This window comes from Xylanibacillus composti (assembly GCF_018403685.1).
GTDB lineage: Bacteria > Bacillota > Bacilli > Paenibacillales > K13 > Xylanibacillus > Xylanibacillus composti.
In genome coordinates, this window is sequence record NZ_BOVK01000037.1 from 57241 (window position 1) to 69530 (window position 12290).

Genomic DNA, 12290 nt, shown 5'->3' on the forward strand with positions numbered 1-12290 from the left:
CTTACAGCTGATCCAGCAGATTGCGGATGCTCAGGAACTGGGCATACCCCGAGTGAATCGGCGCCTTCCCCGCCTGGCCGCGCGCCCATACGACGTGCAGCCCTTGAGCCTTGCCGGCGTCGTGATCGATCCCTCCGGGAGGAGAGGCCAAGTCCATCACCAGCGCATCCTTGCGCACGCTGTCCAGCACATCGCTGTCCAGCATCATCGATGGTACAGTATTATACAGCAACACCGCTTGAGCCGCAGCCTGCTTCAGCTCCTCCTTGCTTGTCCCGCACACATCGTGCCCGTCTGCATAAGCCCGCACCTTGACCTCCGGACGCCGGGCGGCAACGGTCACCTTCGCGCCCATGCCGCGCAGATTTTTCGCAAGCAGAGTAGCGATGCGTCCGTAGCCAACAACAAGCGCGGTGGAGCCGTGGATCGTATGATCTGTTTCCTGCACAGTGACGGAGATCGCCCCTTCTGCAGTCGGAATGGCGTGCATTACCTGAAGGTAATCGTCATCCTTCAGGTCGAAGAAGCGAATGTCCCGCGACTTCCCCTTCTCTCGAATCGTTGGCGTGGCAGTACCGCTGAAGAAGCAGCCCTGCGGCTTGATCGCAGCCATCGCTTCTTCGGTCATGACCAACTCCTCCGGCGCGGCCGGCGCATACAGCACGTCGCCCGCCGCAATCCCCGGCACCGGAGCAATGACGATATCCGCATCCCGCACCGCCTCCAACAGACTGGAGGTCATCAGCTCCACATAGTCCGGATGCTCGACCACGCCATAAGTGGCTACTGCGGCGCCCAGTTCCAGAAAATTGCGGGCAATCTCCAATTCACGCTTGTCCCCGCCCAATACAGCGACTTTTGTTCCCTCGAATTTATACATGGACCTCGTTCTCCTTCCTGTATGTTTCCCAGATGACTTTGAACTCCTCGACCGCTTCGGAGCCGAGCGAGCGGAATGGCACGCGGACCGCGCCTGCCTTCAGACCGGCAACCTCCATCGCCGTCTTGATGGCGGCCGGCTGCCCGTGCTTCTTGCAAAAATCGCGGATTGGCTGCCAGCTGTAGTACAGCTTGCGCGCCGCTGCCAGCTCTCCCCGCTCCACCAGCTTGTACAGGCTCACATAATCGCCCGGAATCAGATTGGCCAATGTAGACGTGCAGCCGTGCATGCCCAGTGCGAGCGCGCCCAGAATGACACCGTCCGATCCGTTCAGGATGGACATCTTGTCTCCTGCCAGCGCCATCGTCTTCGCCTGCACATGCAGATCCGTGTTGGCCTGCTTGACTCCGATCACATAGTCCAGCTCAGCCAATTCGGCCAACTGCTCCGGCGACAAGTTCAGCCCGATGCTTGTGCTGTTGTAAATCATAATTGGAAAAGGTACTGCTTCGATAATCGATTCGAAGTGGCGCTTAATATCCGCATGGCCAACCTCCGCCACATAGGGCGGCGTAATCATGGCACCGTCCGCGCCGGCCGCCTTGGCTGCCTTCGTCAGCGCAATCGCCTCCGGCGTACCGCTCGCCGCCGTGCAGCAGATGAGCGGCACTTTGCCGCCAACCGCCTCTGCCGCTGCCGCGAACAAGGCCGCTCTCTCCTCCATGCTCATGCTCGGATATTCGGCGAACGTTCCGCCGACGACAACCCCGTGAACGCCAGCCTCCAGATAGGTCTCTATATTGCTGCGAAGCGCATCCAGATCGAGACTGCCGTCTTCCCGCATCGGGGTAATCGCCAAGACGTAAATGCCCTTCATCGCGGCTTGCAAAGCTTGTAGCTCCATGGTATGTCCTCCCATTCTGATGTACTCAACGATGCTGTACATGGCGCGTCAGCCAGTCCTTCAGACGCGTCAAGCCTTCCTCAATAGCTGCCGGCGAAGCGGAGAACGAGATGCGCACATGACGGGAGCTGCCGAAGGCGGAACCGGGCATGAGCACGATTCGGCAGTCCTCCAGAACAGCGGCGCAAAATTCGTCCGCTCCGGCAATGCGGCGGCCTCCGAGCTGCTTCCCTATCCATGCGCCGATGTCTGCCCAAACATAGAAAGCGCCGTCGGGCTGTTCACAGCTGATGCCCGGCAGCTGCCGAACCCCTTCCACTACAGCCTCCCGCCGGTTGCGATAGTCTGCTTGCACGGCATGGATGCTGTCCTGCGGTCCGGTTAGCGCAGCGACAGCCGCCTGCTGCACCATCGTTGACGGATTGCTCGTCGTATGCGACTGCAGCACCGTCATAGCGCCAATGATGCGGCTCGGGCCGGCTGCCATACCGAGCCGCCATCCTGTCATGCCGTATCCCTTGGACAGCGAGTGAATGACAATCGTCCTCTCCTTCATGCCCTCCACTGCCGCTATGCTGCAGTGCCCTTCCGGCGTAAACTGGAACTCGGCATAAACCTCATCGCTAATCACCCACAAGTCGTGCCGCTTGCATACATCTGCGAGCCTGCTCAGCTCGGCAGCGCTGTACACCGCGCCGGACGGATTGTTCGGGCTGTTCAGGATGACCGCTTTCGTCCTCGCGGTAACTAGCGACTCCAGCTGCTCGGCGGTCAGCTTGTAGCCGGTCGCCGCGTCAGTCTGCACCATGATCGGCTCGCCGCCAGCGAACTTCACTTGTTCCGGAAAGGAAACCCAGTAAGGCATCGGGATGATGACTTGATCTCCTTCACAGCATAAAACATTAACGGCATTAAATAGAGCGTGCTTGCCTCCGACCGTCGCCATCACCTCGTCCGGTTCATAGACAACGCGGGTGCTTTCCCTCAGCTTCTGCGCAATCGCCCGCTTTAACGGCATGATCCCGCCCGTTGCCGTGTACTTGGAAAAATTGTGTTCAATCGCTCCTATAGCCGCCTGTTTCACATGCGAGGGAGCGGAGAAGTCCGGCTCCCCCAAACCTAGCAATAGCAAAGTTTCCCCCTCGGCCAGCATAGCTTCTACCTGCTGCTCCAGCTGTGCGGTCGCCGAGGGCGTCACACGGTCAATCCAGGCAGCCAGGCTTTTCGTTGCCTGACTCATTTCCCCATCACCTGCGTTCTATTTGTATGGTTATTCCGCCGCTTGCAGGACGTAATCGTTCGTCCACAGCTCTCCGTCAGCCGAAGACGGCAGCTCTTCCAGCTCGAGAATGCCAAGCTCCTTGTTCAATTCCAGATAATGCTGGACGAAATCCTCGGTCATCAGCCCGTCTGTCGGCAGCGCCGGAATCATGTCCGCCATGCCGGCTTCAATCGATTCGTCGGCCATTTCCTCAAAGTATGCTTTCAGATGCACGGTAGCTTCCTCCGGCTGATTCTTGATGAATTCAGATGCTTCCAGCAGCGCCTTGACAAAGCGGGAGGCTACCTCCGGATTCGCTTCCGCCCACGCTTTTCTGACCGTGATGCCTTGGTAAGGATAGTTCGCCAGCTCCGGCACTTCTCCGGCGGAGGACTTGATCAGCACCGTACCGTAGCCTTCCAGCTCCGGCTGATTTGGAGAAGGCGGCGTCAGCATGAACCCGTCAATCTGGCCGGATTTCAATGCGGCCATCAAGTTGCCGGCGTTGCTGAGCGCGATAATTTCCACATCTTTCGGGTCATATCCGCCTTGATCCAGAAGGAAGCGCGTATAAATGTCTGTCGGCGCGTTCGGTCCGGTAATGCCGATCCTCATCTTGCCGAGTGCTTCCAGCTTGGCCTCCAGCGGATCATCCTTGCCCACGCCGAGACGTTCGAGCGACTCGTTGCTTGCTACAAAATTCATGCTCATGTGCTGCGAAGTAGGGAAGATATGCAGGAGATTGCGATTCTGCGAATTGGCTACCGCTATGGAAGTCAGATCGCCTGTAGCGATATCTGTCTCATTGGCGATCAGCATCTGGGTTTGCAGGGAACCGCGATCCGTGTAGATCATGTCCACCTCGATATTTTGCTTTTCAAAAAATCCGCCCTGCTCTGCGACAAAGACAACCATCGTGTGGAAGGCCGGAAAATAGGCAAATCGGACTTTGTCCGGCTCGGCGGCAACCTCCTGGGCGCCTTCTCCAGATGGATCATTGCCTGAAGCCGACGTCCCAGGCGACGGACTTCCGCCTGATGATCCGCAGGCCGCTGCGGCCAGCATGGCGAGAATAAGAACGAGCGCTACGGAAACTTTTTTTCTTGTCAGCATGGTATCGTCTCCCTTGTGTCTATTTGGTGTATGAATCAACCGCGGTTACATGCCGGAAGCGGAATGCTCGCGGGACTGACCTCGCGCAAATTTTCTCTCCAGATAGTCTACGCCCGCATTCATAAGCAGCAGGACGACCATCAGCACAATAATGCCAGCGAAGGCGCTCGTGATGTCCATCATCGCCGTCGAGCGGCTGATGAAGAAGCCGAGTCCGCGTTGGGAGGAGATGAACTCTCCGACAATCGCGCCCGTCATCGCCATCGGTACGACGATTTTCAAGGATGTCAGAATATGCTGCATGGCGGACGGAAGCACGACCTTCTGTATGACCTGCAGCCGACTCGCCCCCATGAGCATGCTGATATTCACAAAATTGGTATTCACGGACCGAATGCCGGCGATTGTATTCATGAAGACGATGAAGAATACCATCAATGCCGCAATGACAATCTTAGGCGTCAGCCCGATGCCGAACCACATTATGAAGAGCGGCGCAATCGCGATCCGGGGAATGCCGTTGAAGGCGATGACGAATGGCTCCAACATGCGGTAATAGCGGTCTGACAACCCGATGAGCAATGCCAGCGCCACAGCCGCCAATGCGCCGAACACGTAGCCCGCAAGGGTCTCCAGCACCGTAATCTGAACATGCCACAGCAGCTCTTTCTCTGCGAAATTGTAGTAAATGGACTGAATGATCTTGGTCGGACTGCTAACGAAAAATTCATCCAGGAACCGGCCCGAGCCGATCTCCCATATTGCCAGAAACGCGACCATGAGCACGATGCGTCCCAGATTGGTCTCCAGCTGTTTCCTTCTCAGCTTCCTTCTTGTCTCGCTTTCAATTCGCGCCTTCAGCTCCCCATCCGGTGCAGGCGGGGAAGCTGCCGGGGCGGCGCTCGCCATCACTGCAGCTTTGCCCGTTTCCATCGCGTCTACCTCCTTATGCTTCTTGTTTGGTTTCCGCCAGCTCTCCGCGAATGTCGCTCCATATTTGATCGTGCAAGTCATTGAACCCGTCAATGTGATGAATATTGAACACATCGCGCGGGCGCGGGAACGGAATGTCGTAGATCGACTTAATTCTGCCGGGCGCCTTCGTAAAGACGGCCACGCGGTCAGACAAGGCGATGCTCTCTATCAGGTCGTGCGTGACGAACACAACCGTCTTCCCCGTCCCTTCCCACAGATCCAGCAGCTCCTGCTGGAGCAGGGTGCGGGTCTGCGCATCAAGCGGGCCGAAGGGCTCGTCCATCAAGATAATCTCAGGGTCCAGCACAAGCGTGCGGATAATCGAAGCCCGCTTGCGCATGCCGCCGGACAGCTGATGCGGATAATGTCCCTCGAACCCCTTGAGCCCGACCTTCTCGATCAGCGGGGCCACCTTCTCCCGCCGCTGCTTGGCATTCATGCCGCGCAGCTCCAGGCCGTAGGTGACGTTATCGATCATCGTCCGCCAAGGGAACAGGTTGTCCTCCTGCGTGACGTAGCCGATGCCTACCGATAAAGCCTTGACCTGCTGGCCATTCACCAGAATTCTTCCTTCTGACGGAAGACTCAGGCCTGCTGCATGGTTCAGCACTGTGGACTTGCCGCAGCCGCTTGGACCCACCAGACTGATGAACTCGCCTTTTCGGATTTGCAGCGATACATTCTGCAAAGCCATGAACCCCTCGATTCGGCCCTTCTTTTGCGTGGTAAAAATTTTGGACACATTCTGCACTTGGATGGAATACGTCTCACTCATGCGAACACCTCCCTGTCAGGAATTAACGACCTTCTTGCTCGACTTGCCGGCTGGCTCCAGCTTGCGATTGTGGCGCAGGGACAAGTCCGTGCCATGGGCCGCCCGCTTGACCACGATATGCACGCCTTCCCATTCCGGGCTGCGCTCATTGAAGTCCTCGCGATAATGGGCGCCGCGGCTTTCTGTCCGGGCCAATGCGGCGGTCAGGCTCATCTCGCCCACCTGGCACAGAGCAGCCAGCTCGAACCATTCGCGAACCGACTGCGGATCGGCCGGGCCGGCTGCAAGCAGCTGTTCCCGCCATTGCGCCGCCTGCAGCAAGCCGGTTACGAGATCCTGCTTGTTGCGTATGATGCCAAGCGACTGATCCATGCAAGCGCGCATCTTCTTCATCCACGCTTTGTAATCGGTCGATGGTTCCGTCTGCGCGCTCCCTTGAAGCTTCGCCTGCCATTTGCTGTGAAGCGGCTTGCTCCCTCTTTCCTGCTCCTGCGCATAAGCTGCGGCGTGCCGCCCGGCCCGGGCAGCAATGACGAGAATTTCCGGCAGAGCGTTGGAATTGGCGCGGTTGGCTCCATGGATGCCGCCCGCTGTCTCTCCAGCCGCATAGAGACCCTCGACCGTGCTTCGACCGAACGTATCGATCCTGACGCCCCCCATGAAGTAGTGGGCTTCCGGAGCGATGATGAACTGCGTATCGTAGAGCTGCAGCTTCTTCGCCTGCAGCGCCTTGTACATCTTGGGATTGTAGCGCTTGAACGTCTCCTCCGACATTTCGCTCACATCGAGCAGCACCCCATTGCGGACGGCCAGTCCCTTCCGAATCTGATCGTATATGCCGCGTGCCGCCAAGTCTCTCGTTGTCCCGTCTATGCGCTGCGGATCATAGCGCTCCATGAACCGCTCCCCGGCCGAGTTGAACAGGCGCCCGCCCTTGACGAATGTCGGGGGCTGCACGGAGACCCTCGCCTTGTCGAAAGGCTCGATGCAGCGCCAAGGGTAAAACTGTATAAACTCCATATCTCTAAGCTCGGCGCCCGCTTCATAGGCCAGCATATATCCATCACCCGTTACATCCCGCGGATTGCTCGTGAAGGAGAAGAGATGGCCGCTGCCGCCAGTACAGAGAATGACGGAAGGAGTGGTGATCTGCAGCAGCCGCTGCTCCTTCCACTGGCTGCAGATAATCCCTTCTACCTGCCCGTCCGGCGCGACTACCTCCAGACACATCGTCTGCTCCAGTACCGTTATGCCGAGCCGCTTCACATATTCGGCCATCGGCAAGGTGAAGTCAGTGCCGATATGATTCTCCGGAACGAGGACGCGGGCGAATGCATGCTCGCCGCTAGGCTCCACGTAGAGCTCGCCGCTAGGCTCGCGGAAAAATTTCCCGCCAATTTGCTGCATGCCGGCCACTTCCTCCGCTGCCTTCTCGCAGATGAGCTGGACCAATTCGGGATCGCCCACGCCGGCGCCTGCCTTCAACGTGTCCTTCGCATGGATTTCCGGCGTATCTCCCTCGGACAAGCCCTCCACGACAGCGGCGAAACCGCCGGTCGTCATTGCGGAGCTGCCGCTTCGCCCGAGCATGCCCTTTACAACGACAGCGACTGAGGCTCCTTCTTCCGCAGCGGCAATCGCCGCACGCAGCGCGGCAAGTCCGCCTCCTACTATGGCAACGTCAACCTTTAGCTGTTCGTCCATGTGCGATTCCCCCCTAACAAATACAGTGTGACGGCCATCAGCTTCGTGCGCGCAAAGTACGACTCCAGCTCCATATATTCGTCTCGGCTGTGCAGCCGGCCGCCAATCGGTCCCACCCCGTCGATCACCGGGATGCCTGCTGCGGCTATGTTGTTGCCATCGGATACGGCGCCGCTTAGACCGAAATCCAGCTCTTCATTCATCAGACGCCCCGCCTGTCTCAGACAGTCCTGGAGCATGGCAGAGCCGTCTAATTCCATAAGCGGAGGACGGTGGAACTCGCCGCTCACCTCCACCTGGGCTCCAGTTACAATCGGCTCGTCGGCGAGTCGCCTAAACGCCTCTTCGATGCGCTGCTGCTCCTCCTTGTCGTTCACCCGCACATCCACCCAGCCTTCGGCATGGTCCGAAATCACATAAGGCTTCGTGCCGCCGCTGATCCTGCCGGGATTGATGGTCGTGCCGACTTCTTCATCAGCCAACCGGGATGCCGAGAGAAGCTGGTGCAGCAGTTCCAGATTGGCGTTGATGCCTTTCTCCGGTTCCTGTCCGGCATGGGCGGAACGGCCCGTAACCTGGAACTTGAATATGCCGACGCCCTTCCTCCGCGATACCATGCGTCCATCCGGTTCGGATGGCTCCATGACGAAAGCCCAATCCACGTCTTTCGTCACCTCCGGAATCCTGTGGCGGGAAGCCGGAGATCCCGGCTCCTCTTCGCTGTTGTAGAAGATTCGGATCGATACCGGCAGGCCAACTGTTTCTTTCAAGGCTTTGACGGCGAACAAGGCGGTCAAATCCCCGCTCTTCATATCGATGACACCGGGCCCGTACGCCCTGGACTCATCCACGGAAAACCCCCAGCCCGTTCCCAGAGGGAACACGGTATCCATATGCCCCATCATGAGAATGCGCGGCGCACCCTCCACCTCGTAATCGGCCCATACATGGCTGCCATAACCGGGTTCTTCGACTAGCCGAGCCTCGAAGCCGATCTGTTGAAGGGCTTGCTGCAATATAACGGCTACCTGCTCTACACCTTGCGGATGCTCGGTCGGGCTCTCAATTTCGACAAGCTGCTTCAGCATCGCGAGCATCTCGTCCCTGATCCCGTCCACATAGGCGGATATCTCCTGAACGACCTGCTCAATCGGACGGCTCATCTGGACACCAGCTCTCTAGTCGCGCTGCCCAATTGCTCGCAGCCATCCTTCGTGACGATGACCGTTTCGCTAATGCCTACACCCGCTATCCCGTAATCGCGGAAGGCGATTGGAATATGGAAGACCATGCCTTCCTCCAGCACGGTATCATCCTGATAGCGCAGGCTGGCAATATGCCCTTCGCCCCAGTCCGGCGGGAAGGAGCAGCCGACAGAATAACCGGTGCGCTTGCGCCAATTGTCCAAGTAGCCCGCCTTCTCGATAATGCGGCGGGCCAGCATGTCCACTTCGCCGCTCGTCTTGCCTGCTTGGATGCCGTCCAGCACGGCTGCCAGCGCCTCTTCGCATACGTCGTACATGTGCTGCACCTTGGCGGATGGCCGCCCTACTACCGCCGTGCGCATAATCGGCGCCACGTAGCGATGGTACGTGCCGGTAAGTTCGATAATAACGGGATCGCCGGGTTCGAAAGTGCGGCGCTGGAAGGTCGTGTGCGGAATGCCGGATCGCCAACCGGAAGTGATGATCGGCTGCAGCTGGTAATATTCCGACCCCGCTCTGGTCATCGTGTCATAGGCAGCGGCGGCAGCATCATTCTCCGTAAATCCGGCGTAGATCCCTTCTATGGCGGCGGCAACGCCGATGTCGGTATACTTGCCCGCCTTGCGCATAAACTCCAGCTCGCGCGGTGTCTTGACAGCCCGGCATTTCTCAACCAGCCCGCTTACCGAGAGCAGTGATTTGCCCAGCGCTTGCTGCAGCAGATCTTTATTTTTCGGCGGAAAAAAGAGAGAGGAATCGTCCGTCGCTATACGGCTTTCTTGCAGGTGATACTTGTGAATGGTCCTTGCCGTTACTTCGGCGGGAATTTCGTGGTCATCATAAATCTCAATATCGGTTAACCAGGAGAAGTAGTGGCTGTTGAAGCTTTCGAGAAAGCGGAGCACAATGATCGGATCGCGATCCAGAGGAACAATGCAGCAGTGGTAATTTTGAATGCCAAAGGTCTGATGACCTGTGAGATAGAAAATATTCTCGGGACTGAATACGAGATACACATCCACCCCGCTTTCCCGCATATAATCATGCAGCTTGGCCAATCGGCCGCGATACTCTTCAACGGGAAAAATCAATTTCTTGGTCGTTTCCATTCCCGGTCGCCTCCTTGATGTCATGGTTGCTTGTAAAACTTGAGGCAATTATAGGCACGTTTTTGAGAAGGTGTCAATATACCTAACTCCAACATAACGCAAATAAGTGGGATTGGCGAGATTAGTCGTTTCTTATGTTATATATTATATCATATGAAAACAAAAAAAGAGAATTTCATCAAAAAAATTCTCCTGGAAAACTCTAGTTTGGCTAATTTTTATCGAAAACTGTCATGTTCACGTAATATTTATGTGAAGTTTTCCTCGAATACCTTGACCATTGCTTGCACGGCGGGAGGAATTTGTTGCAGCGATCGGGCCGCCAAGCCAATTGTGCGGGACAGGCCGCTGTCGAGAGGAAGTACGTGGACGCCCGGAGGTATCGGAGAGGAAGAGGGAACAACCGATATGCCCAAGCCCTTGCGCACCATCGCCAATATGGAGCTGGTATTCTGCAAGGAAAAGACGACGCGCACCTGTATGCCCGCATCGTCGAGCCATTTCCTCATCGCGGTTTCCAATCCGGCAAGCGGCATGATGAAATCCGACCCGTCAAGCTCCTGAATAGAAGCAGGGGGCCGCAGGGATAACGGATGTTCTTCCGGCACCACAATGACGAACGGATCATGTACCAGCGGGATCGCGTCAAATTCCGCATCCGGCACGGGAAGCAGCGCCAAATCAATCTTCGCTTCGTGCAGCCAGGCGCGAATTTCTCCATATCCTCCCTCCAGCAGCCGCACTTCGATGTTCGGATAAAGCTCCTGAAAGCGTACAAACACATTCGGCAGCCACACTGCAGACGCGGTCGGAAAGCTGCCCAGGCGTACTGTCCCGACTAACAACCCTTTTTCCTTCGCTACCTCCTGCTCCATAATCTCGCCTAACCAAATCATTTCCTTCGCTTTGTAAAACAGCCTTTGGCCAACAGGCGTGAGCTCAATGGAACTCCGGCTTCTTTCCAGCAGCTTGACGCCCCACTCTTCTTCGAGCTTGCGCAGGGAATGGCTAACAGCCGATTGGGACAATCCCAGCTGTTCCCCTGCCCTCGTAAAGCTTTGTGTTTCGACAATCGCTACGAACACCTGAAGCTGAAGCAAGGTCATATGGACTACTCCCTTCTATCATGATGAAAATTCATTGTGTGTATGATAAACAATCATTTTATTCATCTTATCCTTTGCGCTATACTGGTAGCAAGAACAATCGTTATTTCCACATCTCATGAAGCATTGCACGAAACAGCTCGTCTAATTGCCGCTCGTCCCCTTTTACATGAGCTGACCGACATTCCACGCCGCTCGCTGCCTGCTCTACTTGCGCAATGCTGTCTTCGAGGAAGCGAAGAACTGCCATGTTCGGCTTAACCTCGTCATCCACTCCCGCTCTCTTGCCGGTCAGCAGCGCTTGGATAGCCTCGCTGATCCGGCTGTCTGAAGCATCCAATCCATTCATGAGCTCGTCCATGCGCACCGGAGGCGGCTCCTGATGGCGGACGATCCACAACCCTGCCAAAGCCGAGCGAAGTGCATGCAGGCAGGTTTTGATCCGCATGGTTGGAGCCTGCAGAACTTTATTGTAATTGCTTCTGGCCATGCGCGCATAGTGATGGGCGCCAGCTTTCGGCGAGAACAGAGACGGTGCCAGCTCGCGAATCTGCTCGACCGCCCAGGCCTGCTCCAGATAGACAATCGGGGAATACAGCCATTCGATCAGCTGCGGGTTCGATTTGTGAAGCAGCACCAGCGCCTTGCGCAGGTCCCATCCATGGATATCCAGGCTTGTCCCGCCCAGTCGGGGCGGGTCCGTCGGCAACGGAGCCATTCGTCCGCTGCAGTCAGCTTGCGCTTCAATCGATACCATTGCCCGTTCAATCACATCACGCTTGGGAAAGAGCGTTATATACTCATCGCGGGGATGGACATAGATAAACCTGACATCATAGTCACTGTCTGCCGAAGCCCAGCCCCACGACCGGCTGCCGGACTCGCAAGCATAAAGCACCCGAACTTGCTCCTCATGCTCGATTCCTTGCATCCGTCGCCGGATCTCCCGATCCATCGCAGCCGGCATGGCCGAGTTCTTTTCCGAATCATGCATAGCCGTTGGCTCCTTTCTCGATGTACCATGTCCCTACCAGCTTGCGCGAGACTGATCCGACGCAGTTGCAGCAGCGTTCCTCCGCTCCATTATAGAGCAGACTCTTGTTGCTTCAAGATTACGGGAATACGTGGACTTATTATCATGCTCGCGATAGATAGAGCGCTCATAAAGGAAGTAACTGGTCTTATTCGACCCGCTCAATGGCTTCGTGTCCGTTTCCGCCAGGTATTAGTCCATCCATTCCACTAGCCTTGCATCAAA

At 56.9% G+C, this 12290-nt stretch carries 11 protein-coding genes; all 11 read right to left on the bottom strand.

Features of this window, described 5'->3' with window-relative positions:
- Position 1: 1 nt before the first annotated feature.
- Positions 2-880, bottom strand: coding sequence for a dipicolinate synthase subunit DpsA (locus XYCOK13_RS13740; RefSeq protein WP_213412740.1), 879 nt, complete (start codon positions 878-880; stop codon positions 2-4).
- Complete coding sequence (locus XYCOK13_RS13745; protein ID WP_213412741.1) at positions 873-1784, bottom strand: dihydrodipicolinate synthase family protein; 912 nt, start codon at positions 1782-1784, stop codon at positions 873-875. The genes XYCOK13_RS13740 and XYCOK13_RS13745 overlap by 8 nt, the downstream gene beginning before the upstream one ends.
- 25 nt (positions 1785-1809) lie before the next feature.
- Positions 1810-3024, bottom strand: a complete 1215-nt coding sequence (locus XYCOK13_RS13750; protein WP_213412742.1) for a pyridoxal phosphate-dependent aminotransferase — start codon at positions 3022-3024, stop codon at positions 1810-1812.
- 30 nt (positions 3025-3054) lie between these two features.
- Positions 3055-4158 carry an ABC transporter substrate-binding protein gene (locus XYCOK13_RS13755; RefSeq protein WP_213412743.1) on the bottom strand — a complete coding sequence of 368 codons (1104 nt, stop codon included), beginning with the start codon at positions 4156-4158 and terminating at the stop codon, positions 3055-3057.
- A 45-nt stretch (positions 4159-4203) separates the two neighbouring features.
- Entirely contained in the window at positions 4204-5091 is an 888-nt protein-coding gene (locus XYCOK13_RS13760) for an ABC transporter permease (RefSeq protein ID WP_213412744.1), read from the bottom strand.
- A gap of 13 nt (positions 5092-5104) precedes the next feature.
- Positions 5105-5908, bottom strand: a complete 804-nt coding sequence (locus XYCOK13_RS13765; RefSeq protein WP_213412745.1) for an ABC transporter ATP-binding protein — start codon at positions 5906-5908, stop codon at positions 5105-5107.
- A 15-nt stretch (positions 5909-5923) separates the two neighbouring features.
- A complete protein-coding gene (locus XYCOK13_RS13770; RefSeq protein WP_213412746.1) occupies positions 5924-7612 on the bottom strand; it encodes an FAD-binding protein in 1689 nt (562 codons plus the stop codon).
- On the bottom strand, positions 7597-8775 hold the full coding sequence (locus tag XYCOK13_RS13775) for a M20 family metallopeptidase (RefSeq protein WP_213412747.1): 1179 nt from the start codon (positions 8773-8775) through the stop codon (positions 7597-7599). Before XYCOK13_RS13775 ends, XYCOK13_RS13770 begins: the two co-directional genes overlap by 16 nt.
- Positions 8772-9926, bottom strand: a complete 1155-nt coding sequence (locus XYCOK13_RS13780; protein WP_213412748.1) for a M24 family metallopeptidase — start codon at positions 9924-9926, stop codon at positions 8772-8774. The genes XYCOK13_RS13775 and XYCOK13_RS13780 overlap by 4 nt, the downstream gene beginning before the upstream one ends.
- Before the next feature lie 248 nt (positions 9927-10174).
- Complete coding sequence (locus XYCOK13_RS13785; protein WP_213412749.1) at positions 10175-11032, bottom strand: LysR family transcriptional regulator; 858 nt, start codon at positions 11030-11032, stop codon at positions 10175-10177.
- Positions 11033-11135: 103 nt separating this feature from the next.
- Complete coding sequence (locus tag XYCOK13_RS13790) at positions 11136-12026, bottom strand: nucleotidyltransferase domain-containing protein (protein WP_213412750.1); 891 nt, start codon at positions 12024-12026, stop codon at positions 11136-11138.
- Between the last annotated feature and the right edge of the window lie 264 nt (positions 12027-12290).

Excerpts from the sequence above, each read along its gene's own strand:
- XYCOK13_RS13740 (WP_213412740.1), bottom strand. The coding sequence starts at position 880 with ATGTATAAATTCGAGGGAACAAAAGTCGCTGTATTGGGCGGGGACAAG.
- XYCOK13_RS13785 (WP_213412749.1), bottom strand. The coding sequence starts at position 11,032 with ATGACCTTGCTTCAGCTTCAGGTGTTCGTAGCGATTGTCGAAACACAA.
- XYCOK13_RS13760 (WP_213412744.1), bottom strand. The coding sequence starts at position 5,091 with ATGGAAACGGGCAAAGCTGCAGTGATGGCGAGCGCCGCCCCGGCAGCT.
- XYCOK13_RS13780 (WP_213412748.1), bottom strand. The coding sequence starts at position 9,926 with ATGGAAACGACCAAGAAATTGATTTTTCCCGTTGAAGAGTATCGCGGC.
- XYCOK13_RS13770 (WP_213412746.1), bottom strand. The coding sequence starts at position 7,612 with ATGGACGAACAGCTAAAGGTTGACGTTGCCATAGTAGGAGGCGGACTT.
- XYCOK13_RS13765 (WP_213412745.1), bottom strand. The coding sequence starts at position 5,908 with ATGAGTGAGACGTATTCCATCCAAGTGCAGAATGTGTCCAAAATTTTT.
- XYCOK13_RS13790 (WP_213412750.1), bottom strand. The coding sequence starts at position 12,026 with ATGCATGATTCGGAAAAGAACTCGGCCATGCCGGCTGCGATGGATCGG.
- XYCOK13_RS13745 (WP_213412741.1), bottom strand. The coding sequence starts at position 1,784 with ATGGAGCTACAAGCTTTGCAAGCCGCGATGAAGGGCATTTACGTCTTG.
- XYCOK13_RS13775 (WP_213412747.1), bottom strand. The coding sequence starts at position 8,775 with ATGAGCCGTCCGATTGAGCAGGTCGTTCAGGAGATATCCGCCTATGTG.
- XYCOK13_RS13755 (WP_213412743.1), bottom strand. The coding sequence starts at position 4,158 with ATGCTGACAAGAAAAAAAGTTTCCGTAGCGCTCGTTCTTATTCTCGCC.
- XYCOK13_RS13750 (WP_213412742.1), bottom strand. The coding sequence starts at position 3,024 with ATGAGTCAGGCAACGAAAAGCCTGGCTGCCTGGATTGACCGTGTGACG.